The sequence below is a fragment of the Streptomyces griseoviridis genome (assembly GCF_005222485.1).
GTDB lineage: Bacteria > Actinomycetota > Actinomycetes > Streptomycetales > Streptomycetaceae > Streptomyces > Streptomyces hintoniae.
Genome location: NZ_CP029078.1, coordinates 168,903 through 186,121 on the forward strand (window position 1 = coordinate 168,903; position 17,219 = coordinate 186,121).

Here is a 17,219-nt window from a genome sequence, read left to right on the forward strand (position 1 = left end):
GGCTCGAACTGAGCGGACCGCCCGGAGAGGGCATGGTGGAGTCATGTTGGTGATCGCCGTGGTCTTCGCCGTCCTGGGCGCCGTGAGCAACGCGGTGGGCACGGCCTTCCAGCGCAAGGCCGCCGCCACCGTGCCCCGGGGCGGCGGGGTACGGCTGCTGCTCACCCTCGCGCGCCGGCCCGCCTGGGCGATCGGCATCGCCGGTGTGGCGTGCGCCGCGCTGTTCCAGGCGCTCGCGCTGATCAACGGCCCGATGGCGCTCGTGCAGCCGCTGTTCGTCCTGGAGCTGCCGTTCGCGCTGCTGATCGCGGCCCCGCTGCTGCACCGCAGGCTGAGCACCGAGGGCTGGTGGGCGATCGCGGGCGTGGTCGGCGGGCTCGCCCTGCTGCTCGCCTCGGCGGCTCCGTCGGGGGACAACGAACAGGCGTCCATGGCCCGCTGGGTCCCGGTGCTGATCGTCGGCCTCGGCTCCATCGCCGCCCTGGTGATTCTCACCCGGTCCTCGTCGTCGCCGCTGTTCCGGGCCGCCGCGCTCGCGACCGGCGCGGCGATCGGCAACGCGCTGACCGCCGCGCTCATGAAGTCGGCCACGAGCCGGCTCGCCGACCAGGGCGTGTCGGCCTTCCTCAGCAGCTGGCAGACGTACGGGTTCGCGCTCACCGGGGTGGCGTCGCTGCTGCTGCTGGAGAACGCGCTCCAGGCGGGCCCGCTGGCCGCGTCGCAGCCGGCGCTCACGGTCGGCGACGCGGCGGTCAGCCTGCTGCTGGGGATCGTCCTGTTCGAGGAGACGGTCAGGACCGGCTGGTGGCTGCTGCCCGAGGCGATCGGCACCGCCCTGATCGTGTGGGGCGTCGTCCGGCTCACCCACGTGGTGCCGCACGCGGTCAAGGTGCGCTGAGGACCCGTGGTCGAGGTGCGCCGAGCAGCCGCCCTCGGGAACCCGGCGGCGCGGCGGGACCTGAGCGGACCGGGGAGGAGCCACCGCGCCCGCCCCGGGCCGGCGCCATGACGGCCGGCGGCGACGTCACGCGGCTCATGAGGACGCCGCTTTTGTCGACCGCCGTCCGTGAGGGCTTCCCGAACGAATCCGGCCACAATCGGTGGGGGTTCACCAGGTGTCAGGAGGGGTCGGAATGACCGAGGGGTTCACACGCCGTACGCCCAGCCGTCGGGGCGAGGGGCTCGCGCTGCGGGGGGAGATCCTCACGGCCGCCGCCGCGATGCTCACCGAGTCGGGGCGGGAGGGTGACCTGTCGCTGCGCGCGGTCGCCCGGGAGGTCGGCATCTCGGCCCCCAGCGTCTATCTGCACTTCAAGGACCGGGCCGAGCTGGTGGCCGCCGTCAACCGGCAGGCCTACGAGCGGCTGGTCGCCGAGTTGCGGGAGGCCAGGGACCGCGCCGGCGCGGCCGGGCCGCGGGCCGCGCTGCGCGCGATGGCGCAGCACTACTGCCGGTTCGCGGTGGACAACCCGGGGCTGTACCGGCTGATGTTCGGGATCGAGCGGATGCCGCTCTCCCGCGACGAACTCCCGGGCCACCCGCTGTGGCTGCTCCACGGGGCCTGGACCGAGGCCGTGTCCGCCTGCCGCGCCACCCCACAGGACCCGCCCGGCCTCAGCCCCGACGCAACCGGCGCGCCCGACCCCGGCCCGAGCGACCCCGACCCGAGCGGGCCCGACCCGAAAGGAACCGGCCCGACCGGACCGCACCCGACCGGCGACCGCCCGACCGGCGACCGCCCGACCGGCAACCGTCCGACCGGCAACCGTCCGTCCGGACACCTCGGCCCGGCGGACGACGCGCGTGTGGTCAGGCTGCTGTGGTTCTCGCTGCACGGGGTGGTCGCGATGGCCGTGGCGATGCCGTTCGCCGCCGACCGGCAGGGCTTGGAGGAGATGGCCGACGACCTCCTCGACCTGGCGCTGACCAAATAGCGCGGGGCGGGCGGTCACCCACGGTCACTTTGATTGCCTCAGTCTACTAACGGTGTTAGGACAGGGGTCGGACGTCACCCGGACTTCTCCCCCACGGAGGCACCCCATGGCCCAGCCGCAGGCGGACACGGCGGTCGAACTGCCGCACCACCCGAGCCCCCGCGCCGCCGGATGCCCCTTCGATCCGCCGCCCGCGCTGCGGAGTCTCCCGTCGGACCAGCCCCTGTCCCGGGTACGGATCTGGGACGGCAGCAGCCCGTGGCTGGTCACGCGCTACGAGCAGCTGCGCCGGCTGCTCGGCGACCCGCGTGTCAGCGCGGACGCGACCCTGCCCGGCTATCCGCACCGCACGCCCGCGACCAAGGCGAGCGACGAGACCCGCCGCACCTTCCTCACCATGGACGACCCGGACCACGCCCGGCTGCGCCGGATGGTGACGGCCCCCTTCGCCGTCCGGAAGATGGAGGCGCTGCGCCCGGCCGTCCAGAGGATCGTCGACGACCTGATCGACGCGATGCTCGCCGGCCCCAAACCGGTCGACCTGGTGCAGGAGTTCGCGCTGCCGGTCCCCAGCCTGGTCATCTGCGAGCTGCTCGGCGTCCCCTACGCGGACCACGACTTCTTCCAGCGCAACACCAAGGTCGTCGTCGACCGGACGTCGACGCCCGAGCAGGTCCTCGACTGCCTCGGCACCCTCACCGACTACCTGGAGGAGCTGCTGTCGGAGAAGGCGGCGAGGCCGGCCGACGACCTGCTCTCGGTGCTCGCCACCGAGCCCGTCGCGACCGGTGAGATGACCCGGCGCCGGGCCGCCGAGACGGGCGTGCTGCTGCTCGGCGCGGGCCACGAGACCACCGCGAACATGATCGCGCTCGGCACCCTCGCCCTGCTCCTCAACCCGGACCAGCTCGCCCTGCTCCGCGACGCCGAGAACCCGGGGACGGCCGCGGGAGCCGTCGAGGAACTGCTGCGCTACCTCACGATCGCCCACTCGGGGCGGCGGCGGGTGGCGCTGGAGGACATCGAGCTCGACGGGCAGACCATCCGGGCCGGGGAGGGCCTGATCTTCGCCAACGACATCGCCAACCGCGACCCGGAGGCGTTCGCGGGCGACGCGGACCGGCTCGACCTCACCCGGGACTCCCGGCGCCATGTCGCGTTCGGCTTCGGCGTCCACCAGTGCCTCGGCCAGCCGCTGGCCCGGGTCGAGCTCCAGGTCGTGTACGGCACCCTGTACTCCCGCATCCCCACGCTGGCCCTGGCGACCGACGTCGACCGGCTGGAGTTCAAGCACCAGGGACTCGTCTACGGCGTCCACGAACTCCCCGTCACCTGGTGACCGCGCACATCGACCCGAACGAACGGAACGAGGAGACCACCATGCGTGTGGAAGTCGACCAGCCGCGCTGCGTCGCCTCCGGGCAGTGCGTCCTGCTGGCCCCCGAGGTCTTCGACCAGGACGACGACGGCATCGTCGAGCTGCTGGAGTCCGACCCGGAGCCGCGCCACCACGACGACGTCAGGGAGTCGGCGGCCGTCTGCCCGGCGGCGGCGATCCGTCTGACGGAGCGGTAGCGACGCCCGGCCCGCGATCCCGGCCGCGGTGCCGCGGCGCCCTGACGCGCGGCCTCGCCCTTCTCACGCGGGTCACTTCCTGATGAGCAGGGTGAGGCAGCCGACGACCGCGGCGAGGGCGACCGCGGCGGCGCCGTGGCCGAGGCGGTGGGCGCGCAGCACGGGCAGCCGGCGGTCGACGGCGATCCGGCCTGGTCCGGTGAGGGCCACTCCCGCGGCGGTGGCGGCGAGCAGGAGTTCGTACTCGATGCCGTCGGGGGCGAAGAATCCGCCGCCCCACTTCACGGCCATGGCGTTGATCATCGTGCCGAGGACGGCGGCTCCGGCCAGCGGGGTGAACAGGCCGAGGACGAGGCCGAGTCCGCCGAGGGTCTCGCTGAGTCCGGCGATCACGGCCATGGTCCGCCCGGCGGGGTAGCCGCTCGCGGCGAAGAACTGTCCGGTGCCGTCGAGGCCGCCCCCGCCGAACCAGCCGAAGAGTTTCTGGGCGCCGTGCGCCGCCGCGGTGAGGCCGAGGGCCAGGCGCACGATCAGCAGGCCGGTGTCGTAGGCGTGGACGGGCGCGGCGGGGTGGGCGGGCGCGGCGTCGGGGCGTGGGGTGTCGAGGGTGGATGTCATGGGGGGCCCTCCTGGCACGGCTGGTCATTGACGGTTGAAGTTTCAAGAACGGACCCGGACGACCGTAGCCGATGCGTGAGACTTCAACAAATGAGGTGTGCCGTTCAGGTCAGACGGAGTCCCCGAACCAGTGGACCGCGCCGGGCGCCGTCACCGTCGCGCGGACCCGCGCGCGGGAGGCGAGCAGCGGTCGGGCCATGCCGGTGTGCGCGGCGGCTGCGCTCGCGTCGGGGAACACGGCCTCGACGGCGGCGCGGACGGCCGGGACGTCGGGGGCGCGGACGGTGAGACGGCGGTGGCCCGCGGCCCGCGCACGGACGGCGATCCCGGTGAGCAGGGCGCGGGCCTGGGCGGCGGGGTCGGGTCCGGCGAGGGCGAGTTCCAGGACCTCGGCGGCTCCGGGGCCGAGCCTGGCCACCGCGTAGCCGCCGGGCCGTGCGGGGTCGGCGCCGGGCGCGGCGGCCGTCGTCGGGTCGGTGAGCAGGGTGACGGTGGTGCGGTCGTACCAGTGCGGGACGCGCAGCCGCCAGTCGGCCGCGGTCCTGACGGTGGTGAGGGGCCTGGCGGCGTCGAAGCGGTCGTGCAGCGCGGCCAGCCGGGCGGTGTCCGCTGCTCCCGCGGTGCGCGGCAGGGCGGTGTCCGGCGGCGGCGCGGGCCGGGCGGGGAGTCCGGCGTGCCAGAGGGGGGTGGGGAAGGTCTCCCAGCCGGCCGAGCGGTAGACGTCCGGGGTGCCGGTGCACAGCAGCGACCAGGCGCACCGGTCGGCGGTCATCGCGTCGACGGCGTCCGCGAGGAGCCGGGTGACCAGGCCCCGGCCCCTGGCCTCGGGCCGGGTGGCGACCCCGCCGAGGCAGCCGACCCGGTCGGTGGCCCCGTCGGCCGAGCGGATCGGCCGGGGCGTCCAGTGCAGGGCGGACAGGACACGGCCGTCCTCGACGGCGACGACGGTGCGCGGGTGGCGTCCTGGGTCGGTAAGCCACAGCGCGCCGACGGGCGCGTCTCCGAACGCCGTGCGCCACAGGGCGGTCAGCGACGGTTCGTCGGCGGGCGCCGCGCTCCTGAACTCCATGTCGAGTCCTGCTTTCCGGAAGGGAGCCGCCGTGGTCAGGGGGTGCGGGGCGGGCGGGTGAGGGTGGGGCGGTAGGGCGGCATGAAGCGGGTGCGGGGCATCTGGTCGGCCAGCACTCCGCCGTCGACGACGATCCGGGTGCCGGTGAGGTAGGCGCCCGCGTCGGAGGCGAGCAGCAGCAGGGCGCCCGCGCACTCCTGCGGTTCGGCGTACCGGCCGAGCGGGATGCGCTCGCGGTAGGCCGCCTCGAACGCCTCGCGGTCGAAGGGGAACGCGTCGTCGATGGGGGTGGCGACCATGCCGGGCGCGATGCTGTTGACGGTGATGCCGTGCGGGGCGAGTTCCACGGCGAGGGTCTGGGTGAGCAGGTCGACGGCGGCCTTGGAGGCGTTGTAGTGGGCCAGGCCCGCCTCGGCGACCAGGGCGTTCTTGGAGGTGATGGTGATGATCCGGCCCTCGACCCGGTCGGCGATCATGTGTTCGGCGAGGCGCTGGCTGAGGAAGAACACGGCGTCCAGGTTGACCCGCATCACCCGGTACCAGCTCTCGGTGGTGATCTCGTTGAAGCGTTCGAGGGCGGCCGTGCCCGCGTTGTTGACCAGGATGTGCAGGGGTCCCGCCGTCTCGTGGACCCGGTCGGCGAAGGCGTGCAGTTCGTCGGTGCGGCTGAGGTCCTGCGGGACGACGTGGACGGTGCGGCCCAGTTCCTCGATCCGGGACGCGGTGTCCGCGAGGTCGGGGGTGTCGGGCAGGTCGGTGAGGACCAGGTCGGCGCCCGCCTCGGCCAGGGCGGTGGCGAAGGCCCGGCCGAGGCCCCGGGCGGCGCCGGTGACCAGCGCGGTGCGGCCGGTCAGGTCGAAGCGGTCCATCGGGACTCCTGTCGTGCGGAGGGACGCCGGGCGCCGCCTTGGCGGAGAGGGGCGGCGCCGGGCGGTCGTCGGGAGGGTCAGGACAGGCCGAGCAGGTCGAGCGACGGGCGGTGCAGGAGGGCCTCCACCGCGTCCTGGTCCAGCGGGTCGAGCCCGGGGATGCCGGGGATCCGGGCGATCCGGCGCAGCCCCTCGACGGAGTCGTCGACGGTGGTGAAGGGGTAGTCGCTGCCGAACAGGAGCTTGTCCCACACCCCGTAGTCCTGGACGAGGCGCAGGCTGTGCCAGAGCTGGAACGGGCGGTAGTGCAGGGCGCTCACGTCGGCGTAGACGTGCCGGTGCTTGCGGATCACCGCGATGCACTCGCCCTCGAAGGGGTGGCCGAGGTGGGCGAGGACCATCCGCAGTCCTGGGTGGCGGATGGCGACCTCGTCGAGGTGGCGCGGCATCGCGTACTCCAGGCGGGCCTGGGAGACGAACGTGGTGCCGGTGTGCACGAGCAGCGGCAGTCCGTGCTGTTCGGCGTAGGCGTAGAGCGGGTCGTACGCGGGGTCGGCGGGGTCGAACCCGGCGTACATCGGCATGAGTTTGATGCCGCGCAGGCCCAGCTCCTGGTGGCCGTGGCGGAGTTCGTCCTGCCAGCCGGGCTGGGTGGGGTCGAGCGCGAGGTAGCCGATGAGCTGCTCGGGCCGCCGCGCGACATAGGCGGCGACGGCCGCGTCGTCCACCCACAGGCCGCTGCGTCTGGCCTTGCCGCCGACCACGATGGTGCGGGTGCCGGGCGGTGCGGTCGCCGCGTACTCCTCGTAGCGCACGGTCAGGTCGACCTCGCCCGCGTGGGCGCGGGCGGACTCGGCGCGGAAGGTGTCGTCGAAGTCGTGAGCGTGCCGGAAGAGATGCGAGTGGACGTCGGTGATCACGTGCGGTTCCTCTTCTCCCAGCCCTCGGCGAACATGTTCCAGAACCGGTGGGTGGGCGGGTGCTCGGCGAACACCTCGTCGGCCAACTCGATGCCCAGTCCCGGGCGTTCGGGGAGGGCGATGTGGCCGTCCTCGATCGGCAGGGCGCCCTTGACCGCGTCGAAGACGTACGGCTCCAGCAGTCCGTCGAAGGTCTCCAGGACGGTGAGGTTGGTCAGGCCGAGGCAGGCGTGGACCGAAGCGGTCGTGCACAGCGGGGAGTTGGAGTTGTGCGGGGCGACGGTCATGCCGTGCGCGTCGGCCTGGGCGGCGATCTTGCGCAGTTCGGTGAAGCCGCCGGCCATCGACAGGTCGGGCTGGACGATGTCGACGGCGTCGGTGGCGAACAGCGGCTTGTACTCGTAGCGGTTGTGGAAGTGCTCGCCGCCGGAGATCGGGAACGGGGCGAGGGCGCGCAGTTCGGCGTAGCGCTCGATGTGCGTCCACGGCAGGGGTTCCTCGAACCAGCCGATGTCGTAGGGCGCGAGTTCGTGGACGAGGCGGCGGGCGGTGGCCATCGCGAACCGGGCGTGGCCCTCGATGTAGAGGTCGACGTCGGGTCCCACGGCCTCCCGGACGGCCTCCACCAGGGCGAGGGAGCGGCGCAGTTCGACGCGGTCGAGTTCGTGCAGTCCCGCGCCGAAGGGGTCGACCTTGAGGCCGGTGTAGCCCTTGGCGACGGTGGCCTTCGCCTTGGCGGCGAACACCTCGGGTTCCCGCTCGCCGGTGTACCAGCCGTTGGCGTAGACGCGGACCCGGTCGCGGGTGGCGCCGCCGGTGAGGCGGTAGACGGGGACGCCGAGCGCCTTGCCCATGAGGTCGTGCAGGGCCTGGTCGACGCCGGAGACGACGATGCCTCCGATGTCCCCGCCGCGCAGGAAGTCCCCCTGGTACATGCGCAGCCAGATCTCCTCCACGTCGAAGGGGTCGGCGCCGATCAGATGGCGGCGGCCCATCGCCTCGGTGAGGGCGCAGGTCTCGGCGACCCGGTAGGGGTGGGTGATCTCGCCGACGCCGGTGAGCCCCTGGTCGGTGTGGAGACGGACGTATCCGAAGTCGCGCCAGGCGGTGCCGAGGGCGAGGGTCTCCACCCGGGTGATGCGTCCCGCCGGTCCGGCCGGCCTCTTCGTGTCGACGCTCAGCATCAGTGCCGCGCTCCGCCCATGGTCGAGGTGTGTCGCAGGTCGTCGGCGCCGCCGTCGGCGAGCATCGCGCCCACCGCTCTCTCGGTGGCCTCCAGGAGCCGGTCGACGTCCGCGTCGGTGTGGGCGTAGGAGAGGTGGCTGCGCTTGAGGTTCAACGGCAGTTCGAAGACGCCCTGTTCGACGAGGTGGCGTCGGTAGCCGACGAAGCGGGACGCGTCGTTGGCGAGCAGGTCGTCGTAACTGCGGGGCGCGGGGCCCGGCATGAAGTAGGTGACGAAGACCGAGCCGAAGCCGGTCACGACCGCCGGGACGTCCAACCTGCGGTAGAGGGCGTCCAGTTCGCGGCGGACCCGGTCGCCGAGCCGGAAGACGTGCTCGTGCACGGGTTCCTCGCGCAGCTTGCGGACGGTGGCCGAGGCGGCGGCGACGACGTCGGGGTGGCCGTTGTAGGTGCCGGCGAAGAAGACGGGGCCGCCGGGGCGGGAGCTGAAGTGCTCCATCAGGTCGGCCCGGCCGCCGAGGGCGCCCACGGGTGCGCCGTTGGCGATGGCCTTGCCGAGGGTGGTGAGGTCGGGGACGATCCCGGCCACCTCCTGGTAGCCGCCGAGGGCGTGCCGGAAGCCGGTGATGACCTCGTCGAAGACCAGGACGCTGCCGGCCCGGGTGCACTCCTCGCGCAGGGTGCGCAGGAAGTCGTCGGTGGGCAGCAGGGCGCCGACGTTGTGCGGCACGGGTTCGAGGATGACGGCGGCGATGTCGTCACCGTGGTCGGCGAAGGCGCGGCGGACCGCCTCGACGTCGTTGAAGCGCAGGACGAGGGTGGCGTCGAGGACCTCGGGGAGGATGCCGGTCGAGGTGGGGTCGGGGCGGCCGATCCGGTCCGGCGCGGAGATGACGTTGAGGCTCACCGCGTCGTGCCAGCCGTGGTAGCAGCCCTGGAACTTCACCACCAGGCGGCGCCCGGTGACCGCGCGGGCCAGCCGCAGGGCGTGGAAGGTGGCCTCGCTGCCGGTGCTGGTGAGCAGCACCTTCTCGATCGACGGGACCAGCTCGGCGAGCTGTTCGGCGAGCAGCACCTCGCCCTCGGTGACGGCGACGCCGGTCAGCGAGAGGGAGGCGCGGGCGGCGGCCACCGCCGCTGCCACATCGGGGTCGTTGTGCCCGAGCAGCGGGGGGCCGAAGGCGGCGTGGTAGTCGGTGAACTCGCGTCCTGTGGAGTCCCAGAAGCGGGAGCCCTGGGTGCGGGTGATCACCAGGTCGGTGAGGCCCGGGATGCTGCGCTGGCCGCTGTTGACCCCTCCGGGGATGACCCGGCGGGCGCGCTCGGCGAGCGTCATTCGCTGCTCCTCTGCGTGGATTGCGGGTGGGGTGGGGCAGGGCCCTGTCCGGCCGCTGTTCCCGGTGCGCCATCCGCCCGGCAAGTCATCGCAGGGTGTTCGGTCGTGCTGGGGGTCGTGCTCGTGCTCTGGGTCGAGCTGGGGTGGTGCGGGTGTGTCTGGAGTGGTGCGGGTGTGTCTGGGGTAGTGCGTTGTCGCGCTCTGCGGTTTTTCAGAACGCTGTTCTGTATAGCGAAACAAGCAGGATCGTAGATCGCGGGATTCGGGGGCGTCAAGGGTCGTCGACGGATAGACTGTTCTGTCATGCAGAACAATGTGGGTGAGGGCCTCGCCGACGAGGCGTCCCACCAGCCGAAGTACTGGGTGAAGACCGTGGGCCGCGCGGCGGAGATCCTTCAGGTCCTGGCCTCGGGAGGACCAGGTCAGGGGCTCAGCGTCACCGAGATCGGCAACCGCTGCGGCATCTCCAAGAGCGCGGCCTTCGGGATCCTCCAGACCCTGCGCCACTACGGCCTGGTCGCCGACGAGGGCGAGGGCATGAACCGCCGCTACCGCCTGGGCATGGGCCTGGCCAGGCTCGGCGAGCGCGCCCAGGACCAGGTCTCGCTGCGCGACGTCGCCCGGCCGGTGCTGCGCCGGCTGAGCGCCGAGTGCGCGCTCGCCTCCCGGGTCGCGGTCCCGGAGAGCGGCCACGCCGTCGTCATCGACCAGGTCGACCTGGACACGGGACCCCGGCTCGACCTGCGGATGGGCACCCGTGAGCTGGCGCACTGCTCGGGTCTCGGCAAGGCGCTGCTCGCCGCGCTGCCCGAGGACGAGGCCCGCGCGCTGATCGCCCGCGCCGGGCTGCCCCGCCGCACCTCGCGGACCATCACCGACGAGGAGACCCTCTTCGCCCACCTGCGCGACATCCGCGCCGCCGGGTACGCGCTGGACGACGAGGAGGACGCCGACGGGATCTTCTGCATCGGCAGCGTCGTGCGCGACCACGCGGGACGCACGGTCGGCGCGATCAGCGTCACCGGGCTCAAGCTCGACCTGCCGGGCTGGCGCTTCCAGGAGCTGGGCCGTCAGGTGCGCGCGGCGGCCGGTGACATCAGCAGGGAACTGGGCGCGCAGGAGGAGAAGCCGCAGGCGGCGGCCGGTCAGGCGGTCTAGGGGCGGTCGCCCGGATCGTGCGGTGACGTGGTGCCGTCACGTGGTGCGGTGATGCCGTGCGGTGACGTGGTGGCGTCACGTGGAGCGGTGACGTGGTGCGGTGATGCCGTGCCGTCACCTGGTGCGGTGATGTCGTGCGGTTCGTGCGGCGGGGCGCGGGCCGGCCGGCTCGCGCCCTGGGCCGCCGGGGCGGGGCCGAGAGGCCGGGCCAGGTGTCGTTTTTCGGCCAGCCGGCCCGGGTTCCGGCGCTCGACGGCCGGTTAACTCCTTGTATCTCCCACCGATTTCTTCCGCCGACCGTCTTGACGGGGTCCCACCGAGCACCTAACTTCCTCGAACAGGCCCGGTGGTCCACACCACCGGGCACAGGTCGCCGCCTCCCTGTCCCGGGGCGCGCTCTCCCCACGGCCGCACACCAGCCATCCGCCCGACGCACGGCACCACGCTCGTGCGGGAACGGCCCGGTCGCCTCCGGCGCCGCTCCACGTCATCGCGGGAACCCTCACCCATCGCCCTCGCACGAAGGCCCGAGGTCCCGTGAGCGCATCCCGCCGTCCTCGTACGGAATCCTGTCCCGCCTCCCTTCCCACCGCGCAGGCCCCCGACTCCCCGGCGGCCGACGCCTCCCCCTCGACCGCGCGCCGCGCCCTGCTGCGGGCCGGCGGCGTGACCGGTCTGCTGGCCGCCGTCACCGCCGCCGGGACGCCCGCCGCGTCCGCCGCCGACCGCTCCCCCGCCGAGCGGGACATCCGCGCCGTCGACACCACCGCCCGGCTGCGCGCCCTGCGCCCCGCCGCGCTCGACGACGGCGATCTCGCCGTGGTCGCCGGCTACCGCGCCCCGGGTGACGGCGGCGGCAAGCTGGTGCGCTGGTCGGCTTCCTCGACGGCCGCGCACAACGGTGGCACCGTCCTCGCCCCCGACCGGGCAGGCCGCAGGGGCCGCTGGCTCCAGGTGCACGACGGCGTCCTCGACTTCCGCGGGTTCGGCCACTTCGACGACTCCCGCCCCGCCGACGCCGCGCTGGACGCGATGGTCACCGACGCCTCGGTGCACCGCGTCGAGGCCCACACCGACCTGCTGTTCACCCGTCGCCACACCTTCGGCCGCTCCCACGTCGAACTCGACTTCGGCGGCCACCGGGTGAGCACCGAGGGCATCGAAGAACAGCCACGACAACCCGTTCGGCGCGGTGCTGTACTTCCGCGGCGAGGTCACCGGCACGGTCGTCACCTCCCGGCTCTCGGCGCCCATGCCCGACCTCGCCGACGTCTTCGAGGTGCCCGACTCCGCGGCCTTCGCGGTCGGCCAGTGGTGGGCGGTGGAGATCGACGCCGTCTCCGGCGCCGGCAGCTACGAGAAGGAGGTGCAGAAACTCGTCCAGGTGACACAGCTCGTCGACGGCACCCACATCCGCGTCAACTACAAGATCGGCTGGGACCTGGCGGCGGGCCGCACCTTCACCTGGACCAAGGTGAACCCGGTCCAGCGCGCCCACGTCCGCGACATGGTCTTCCAGGGCGTCGCGGACGGCGACACCTCCACAGGCTCGCACCCCGTCGCCTACGAATACGCGGTCTCCTGCGACGTCTCCGGCATCGACGCCACCGGCACCTTCTGGCCGGTGGTGATGCGCCGCTGGTGCACCCACTTCCACACCTACGGCTGCCGGTTGAAGAACCCGGCGTCGGTGACGTACGGCGGCGCGGGCTACCTCACCCAGCAGATCTACTGCCTGTACGGGCACGTCGAGGACTGCCATGTCGCCAACTCCCGCCATCTGAACGACTGGACGGCCTCCGCCTACGGCTACGTCACCAACTGCCACGGCGACGGCGACGACCAGGGTCCGTTCGTCACCCACGGACAGTTCGAGCACGACCTCGTCTACACCGGCAACTCCGGCCTGATGACGTTCGCCAACTCCGGTGCCGCGTGGGGCTCAGCCGCCAAGCGGATCACCGTGCGCAAACATGTGTGCTCCTGGTTCGTGGCCCGGGTGAAGGTCACCGACCTCACCCTCGAGGACATGCATGTCATCGGCAACGCGCAGGCCGGGTCCGGGATGCTGTGGGTCAACGCCGACGGCGTGCAGATCCGCGGCTGCACCGCCTCGGGGCCGCTGGTCGTCAGCCAGACCTCCAGCCGCTCCCGGCGCCCCAACGTCATCGCCGACTCCGACTTCACCCAGTCCACCGCCTACGCCGTCACCGCCGCCAACGTCACCTCCGCGCTGCATCTGACGCGGGTGCGGCTCGCGGGCCTTGACGGCGCCGCCTTCAGCGGCACCGGACGGCTGGTCCTGGAGGACTGCGAGCTGATCGGCTCCGCCGGCGCCGCCGCAGGCCCGGTGGCGCACAGCGACGTGACCGTCAGGGGCGGAACCCTCACCGACACCGGGTTCACACTGTCGTCCGAGAAGGACCAGCGGCTGCGGATCGGCGCCGGCACCCGCGTCACCGGCACCAACGCGAGCGGCGCCTTCCTGAGCCGCACCGGCGGGGACCGCACGGTGACCTGGCAGTTGGACGGCGTGACCGCCGAGGCCGCCGACGCCGCCACCGCCCATCTGCTGCTCACCTCGGGCCCCAACCGCTATGCGGCGAGCGGCTGTTCGTTCCGCGGCGGCCGACTGGAGCTGACCCAGGGCGCGTTCGGCGCCAAAAGCCATCTGCTGCACAGCGGCTGCGTCGAGGAAGGCACCGCGCGCACGGCGATGCCCGCCGAGGGCGACCGGATCCGGCACACCGCCGGGAACCTGCTGCTCTGAACCGCGGACGCCACCCCCGGCCCCCGAGGACGCCCCGACCCGACCCTGGACGACACCATGCCCGAAACCCCCTCAGCCGCCGCCCGCGCGCCGCATCCGCGCGCCGACCGCCCGGTGCGCATCGCGCTCGTCGGCGCGGGCAACCGCGGCCTGACCTACGCCAGTTGGATCCACCAGAACCCCGACCGGGCCCGCCTGGTCGCCGTCGCCGACCCCGACGAAGGGGCGCGGGCCGCGTCCCGGGCCGAGACCGCGTTCGCCGGCTGGCGGGAGTTCCTGGCCGCCACCGCACGCGACGGCAGGCTCGCCGACGGCGTGATCGTCGCCACCCAGGACCGCGACCACGTGGAACCGGTGCTGGCCCTCGCCCGCGCCGGGTACGCCGTCATGACGGAGAAGCCCCTCGCGCCCACCGAGGAGGAGTGCAGGACCCTCGTCACCGGGGTGCAGGCGACGGGTGTGCCGTTCGCCGTCTGCCATGTCCTGCGCTACACCCCGTACACCGACCTGGTGCGCGAGGTGGTCGGCAGCGGTGTGCTCGGCACCCTCACCGGGGTGGAGCACCTGGAACCCGTCGGCTGGTGGCACTTCGCGCACAGCTACGTCCGCGGGCCGTGGCGGCGCGAGGACCTCTCGTCGCCGATGATCCTGGCCAAGTCGAGCCACGACCTGGACTGGATCGCGTATGTGACGGGGCGCCGGATCGAGACCGTCGTCAGCTTCGGCGGGCTGACCCACTTCCGGCCGGAGAACGCCCCGGCCGGCTCCACCGACTCCTGTCTGACCTGCCCCGTCGAGAAGGGCTGCCCGTACTCGGCGGCCAAGCTGTACTACCCGGCGCTGCGCACCGGCGGCGGCGCCTGGCCGGTCAGCCATGTCACCTCCGCCGCGCACGGGCCCGGCGACGAGCCGGTCCTCACCGAGGCGCTGCGCACCGGCCGTTACGGGCGCTGCGTGTACCGCTCCGACAACGACGTGGCCGACCACCAGGTCGTCGCGATGCGGCTGGCCGGCGGACCCACCGCGACCCTGACCATGTCGGCGTTCACCGAGCAGACCCACCGGCAGACCCGGCTGTTCGGCAGCCACGGCTGGCTGCGCGGGGACGGCGAGCGGGTCACCGTGCACGACTTCCGCGACGACAGCGTCACCGTGCGCGGCACCGGGCCGAGCGGATCGAACGCGGCCGACGGCCACGGCGGCGGCGACACCGCGCTGACCGAGGCGTTCGTCACCGCCCTCGCCACCGGGGACCGGCGGTACATCCGCTCGGGTCCCGCCGAGTCGCTGGGCAGCCACCTGGCCGCGTTCGCGGCCGAACGCTCCCGGCGCGACGGCACCGTCGAGACGGTGCCGCTCCGCTGACCCGGGCCGCCCCGCACGGCGTCCCCGCACTCCCCCACCGTCCGGGCCCCGGGCCCGTCGGCACCGCCCGCGCGTCTCCTCGCCCCGCCGAGAACGCGACCCTTCCGTTCACCTCCGTCCGAGGAGTCCTCCGTGAGAATCCGAACCGCGCGGCTCACCGCCGCGACGACCGCCGCCGCCTCCGTCCTGGCCCTCGCGGGCTGCGGCGCGGGCAGCGACGCGGCCGGCGGCAAGACCACCGTCACCACCTGGGTCTACCCCGTGATCTTCGACGAGAAGAAGAACGCGGCCTACTGGAGCGGCCTGGAGAAGGCGTTCGAGAAGGCCAACCCGGACATCGACGTCAAGGTGTCGACGTATCCGTGGGCCGACCGCGACACCAAGCTGGCCACCGCGCTCGCCGCGGGCAAGGGGCCCGACGTGGCCTATCTGATCCCGGACCAGCTCGCCGCCTACCGGCGCAACCTGACCCCCGCCGACGACTACCTGTCCGCGAAGGACCAGGCGGCCTACCGCGACAGCGCCCTCAAGGCCGTCACCGTCGACGGGAAGGCGATGGCCGCCCCGGTGCTGATGTCGGCCTACCCGCTGATGTGCAACAAGAAGGTCCTCGACGCGATCGGCACGGACACCGTCCCCACCACCTGGGAGGAGCTGGCGGCGCTCGGCGCGGCGGCGAAGAAGAAGGGCTACTACGGCATCACCTACAGCGGCGACACCACCGCCACGCTCAACATGACGTACTACCCGCTGCTGTGGCAGGCCGGCGGTGACGTCTTCTCCGACGACGGCAGGAAGGCCGCCTTCAACAGCGCGGCCGGGGTGTCGGCGCTGACCTGGCTGAAGCGGTTCGTCGACCAGGGCTGGACGCCGAAGGACCTCATCACCAAGACGCCGTCGATCGAACAGACCGACCTCGCCCGGGGCAAGGTGGCCTGCACCTGGCAGAACAGCGCGGCCGAGGTGGCCGGTTACTGGGGCGAGGGCAACATCGTGATGGGCTCCGCGCTGACCGGCGAGCGGGCCGTGGCGTACGGCACCGTCGGCACCCTGGCCATGTTCCGGGGCGCCGACACCGACGCGGCCGGCCAGTGGATCTCCTTCGTCTCCCGCCCTGAGAACGTCGCCGGGCTGGTCACGCCCGGCGGCTACTTCGCGGCCCGCACCGACGGCGGCGACCTCTACCCGGGCGACACCCTCCAGCAGGCCACCGAGAAGGTCCTCGACTCCGCCGACGTCGGCCCGCTCAACACCGCGTCCCGTGACGTGATGGGCGCGCTGGCGCCGGAGATCCAGGCGGCGCTGCTGGGCAAGGAGAGCCCGAAGGCGGCCCTGGACAAGGCGGCGGCCGCCGCCGACCAGATCATCGCCCGCAAGCGCTGACCCCGCCCGAGACCCGGCGGACGGCACGGCCGCGCCCCGTGTCCCCGTGGCCCCGTGCCGTCCGCCGCGCCCCGTCCGATCCGCCCGTGTGCCCTGCCGGCACCGCCCCTGTACCTGAAGGAGGTCCCGTGGCCGCAGTCGCGGAACGCCCCCGACCCGACCGGCCCCTCGGCGGGTCGCTGCGCCGCAAGGAGGCGCGGATCGGGCTGCTGTTCGTCCTGCCCTGCCTGCTGCTGTTCGTCGTCTTCCGGTTCGGCCCGGGAGTGGCGGGCCTGCTGCTCGCCTTCACCGACTACACGCCGGGCGCCGTCACCCATCTCACCGGTCTCGAGAACTTCCGGCGGCTGTGGGACGACCCGCTGTTCTGGTCGTCGCTGCGGGTCACCGTGGTGTACACGGTGCTCGCCGTCCCGGCCGGGGTCGCGGCCTCGCTCGGACTCGCGCTGCTGACCCGGCGGGCCTTCCGCGGCAGCAAGCTGTTCCGTTCGGTGTTCTTCCTGCCCGTCGTCACCAGCCTGGTCCTGGCGTCGACCGTCTTCGTGTGGATCTTCTCCACCGACGGCCCGTGGTCCGCCGTGATGGGGTTCCTCGGGCTTCCGTCGCAGAACTGGCTGAGCGACTCCGTGCTGGTGCTGCCCGCGCTGGCCCTGGTGGGCATCTGGTCGCGGTGCGGCTACGGAATGCTCATCCTGCTGGCCCGGATGCAGGAGCTGCCCGTCGAGCTGGAGGAGGCGGCCCTGGTCGACGGCGCGGGGCCGGTCAAACGGTTCCGGTACATCGTCGCGCCGCAGCTCAAGCCGGCGTTCTTCTTCCTCGCCGTCATCGAGACCACCGTCAGCTTCCAGGTCTTCGACGCCGTCTACATGATGACCGGCGGCGGACCGGCCAACGCCAGCTACTCGCTGGTGTTCCAGCTGTACGACACCGGGTTCAAGTACTTCGACTTCGGCTACGCCAGCGCCATCGGCTGCGCGCTGTTCCTGCTCACCATCGTCGTCGCGCTGGTCCAGCGGGCGGTCCTCGGAAAGGAGAAGTGA

Annotated in this window: 15 protein-coding genes; 9 read left to right on the forward strand and 6 right to left on the reverse strand. The window is 73.0% G+C overall.

Features of this window, described 5'->3' with window-relative positions; translation table 11 throughout:
- The first annotated feature begins 43 nt into the window (after window positions 1-43).
- The 4 genes from DDJ31_RS00680 (at window position 44) to DDJ31_RS00695 (ending at window position 3,509) form a co-directional block, all read left to right on the forward strand.
- Window positions 44-898, forward strand: a complete 855-nt coding sequence (locus DDJ31_RS00680; protein WP_127182266.1) for a DMT family transporter — start codon at window positions 44-46, stop codon at window positions 896-898.
- Window positions 899-1,133: 235 nt separating this feature from the next.
- Window positions 1,134-1,934 (forward strand): TetR/AcrR family transcriptional regulator, encoded by an 801-nt coding sequence (locus DDJ31_RS00685; protein ID WP_164785070.1) that lies wholly within the window; start codon window positions 1,134-1,136, stop codon window positions 1,932-1,934.
- A gap of 106 nt (window positions 1,935-2,040) precedes the next feature.
- Window positions 2,041-3,273 carry a cytochrome P450 gene (locus tag DDJ31_RS00690; RefSeq protein WP_127182265.1) on the forward strand — a complete coding sequence of 411 codons (1,233 nt, stop codon included), beginning with the start codon at window positions 2,041-2,043 and terminating at the stop codon, window positions 3,271-3,273.
- Window positions 3,274-3,314: 41 nt separating this feature from the next.
- Entirely contained in the window at window positions 3,315-3,509 is a 195-nt protein-coding gene (locus DDJ31_RS00695) for a ferredoxin (RefSeq protein WP_127182264.1), read from the forward strand.
- Between the two features lie 72 nt (window positions 3,510-3,581).
- Here the strand turns inward: DDJ31_RS00695 and DDJ31_RS00700 are convergent, their stop codons facing one another.
- The 6 genes from DDJ31_RS00700 to DDJ31_RS00725 form a co-directional block, all read right to left on the reverse strand.
- Window positions 3,582-4,127 (reverse strand): DoxX family protein, encoded by a 546-nt coding sequence (locus DDJ31_RS00700; RefSeq protein WP_127182263.1) that lies wholly within the window; start codon window positions 4,125-4,127, stop codon window positions 3,582-3,584.
- Window positions 4,128-4,236: 109 nt separating this feature from the next.
- Window positions 4,237-5,196 carry a GNAT family N-acetyltransferase gene (locus tag DDJ31_RS00705; protein WP_127182262.1) on the reverse strand — a complete coding sequence of 320 codons (960 nt, stop codon included), beginning with the start codon at window positions 5,194-5,196 and terminating at the stop codon, window positions 4,237-4,239.
- A gap of 35 nt (window positions 5,197-5,231) precedes the next feature.
- Window positions 5,232-6,065 carry an SDR family NAD(P)-dependent oxidoreductase gene (locus tag DDJ31_RS00710; protein ID WP_127182261.1) on the reverse strand — a complete coding sequence of 278 codons (834 nt, stop codon included), beginning with the start codon at window positions 6,063-6,065 and terminating at the stop codon, window positions 5,232-5,234.
- A gap of 77 nt (window positions 6,066-6,142) precedes the next feature.
- Window positions 6,143-6,985 (reverse strand): amidohydrolase family protein, encoded by an 843-nt coding sequence (locus DDJ31_RS00715; RefSeq protein WP_127182260.1) that lies wholly within the window; start codon window positions 6,983-6,985, stop codon window positions 6,143-6,145.
- Window positions 6,982-8,169 (reverse strand): mandelate racemase/muconate lactonizing enzyme family protein, encoded by a 1,188-nt coding sequence (locus DDJ31_RS00720; protein ID WP_127182259.1) that lies wholly within the window; start codon window positions 8,167-8,169, stop codon window positions 6,982-6,984. The genes DDJ31_RS00715 and DDJ31_RS00720 overlap by 4 nt, the downstream gene beginning before the upstream one ends.
- A complete protein-coding gene (locus DDJ31_RS00725; RefSeq protein WP_127182258.1) occupies window positions 8,169-9,506 on the reverse strand; it encodes an aspartate aminotransferase family protein in 1,338 nt (445 codons plus the stop codon). The genes DDJ31_RS00720 and DDJ31_RS00725 overlap by 1 nt, the downstream gene beginning before the upstream one ends.
- Before the next feature lie 303 nt (window positions 9,507-9,809).
- Between DDJ31_RS00725 and DDJ31_RS00730 the strand changes: the two genes are divergently transcribed.
- The 5 genes from DDJ31_RS00730 to DDJ31_RS00750 all read left to right on the forward strand — a co-directional run bounded on the left by DDJ31_RS00730 (window position 9,810) and on the right by DDJ31_RS00750 (window position 17,219).
- A complete protein-coding gene (locus DDJ31_RS00730) occupies window positions 9,810-10,664 on the forward strand; it encodes an IclR family transcriptional regulator (RefSeq protein ID WP_127182257.1) in 855 nt (284 codons plus the stop codon).
- A 1,192-nt stretch (window positions 10,665-11,856) separates the two neighbouring features.
- Window positions 11,857-13,434 (forward strand): peptidase C14, encoded by a 1,578-nt coding sequence (locus DDJ31_RS00735; RefSeq protein ID WP_240678336.1) that lies wholly within the window; start codon window positions 11,857-11,859, stop codon window positions 13,432-13,434.
- 57 nt (window positions 13,435-13,491) lie between these two features.
- Window positions 13,492-14,799, forward strand: a complete 1,308-nt coding sequence (locus tag DDJ31_RS00740; RefSeq protein WP_127182255.1) for a Gfo/Idh/MocA family protein — start codon at window positions 13,492-13,494, stop codon at window positions 14,797-14,799.
- A 132-nt stretch (window positions 14,800-14,931) separates the two neighbouring features.
- Window positions 14,932-16,182, forward strand: coding sequence for an ABC transporter substrate-binding protein (locus DDJ31_RS00745; RefSeq protein ID WP_240678335.1), 1,251 nt, complete (start codon window positions 14,932-14,934; stop codon window positions 16,180-16,182).
- A gap of 128 nt (window positions 16,183-16,310) precedes the next feature.
- On the forward strand, window positions 16,311-17,219 hold the full coding sequence (locus DDJ31_RS00750; protein WP_127182254.1) for a carbohydrate ABC transporter permease: 909 nt from the start codon (window positions 16,311-16,313) through the stop codon (window positions 17,217-17,219).

Excerpts from the sequence above, each read along its gene's own strand:
- DDJ31_RS00680 (WP_127182266.1), top strand. The coding sequence starts at position 44 with ATGTTGGTGATCGCCGTGGTCTTCGCCGTCCTGGGCGCCGTGAGCAAC.
- DDJ31_RS00685 (WP_164785070.1), top strand. The coding sequence starts at position 1,134 with ATGACCGAGGGGTTCACACGCCGTACGCCCAGCCGTCGGGGCGAGGGG.
- DDJ31_RS00690 (WP_127182265.1), top strand. The coding sequence starts at position 2,041 with ATGGCCCAGCCGCAGGCGGACACGGCGGTCGAACTGCCGCACCACCCG.
- DDJ31_RS00695 (WP_127182264.1), top strand. The coding sequence starts at position 3,315 with ATGCGTGTGGAAGTCGACCAGCCGCGCTGCGTCGCCTCCGGGCAGTGC.
- DDJ31_RS00700 (WP_127182263.1), bottom strand. The coding sequence starts at position 4,127 with ATGACATCCACCCTCGACACCCCACGCCCCGACGCCGCGCCCGCCCAC.
- DDJ31_RS00705 (WP_127182262.1), bottom strand. The coding sequence starts at position 5,196 with ATGGAGTTCAGGAGCGCGGCGCCCGCCGACGAACCGTCGCTGACCGCC.
- DDJ31_RS00710 (WP_127182261.1), bottom strand. The coding sequence starts at position 6,065 with ATGGACCGCTTCGACCTGACCGGCCGCACCGCGCTGGTCACCGGCGCC.
- DDJ31_RS00720 (WP_127182259.1), bottom strand. The coding sequence starts at position 8,169 with ATGCTGAGCGTCGACACGAAGAGGCCGGCCGGACCGGCGGGACGCATC.
- DDJ31_RS00725 (WP_127182258.1), bottom strand. The coding sequence starts at position 9,506 with ATGACGCTCGCCGAGCGCGCCCGCCGGGTCATCCCCGGAGGGGTCAAC.
- DDJ31_RS00730 (WP_127182257.1), top strand. The coding sequence starts at position 9,810 with ATGCAGAACAATGTGGGTGAGGGCCTCGCCGACGAGGCGTCCCACCAG.
- DDJ31_RS00740 (WP_127182255.1), top strand. The coding sequence starts at position 13,492 with ATGCCCGAAACCCCCTCAGCCGCCGCCCGCGCGCCGCATCCGCGCGCC.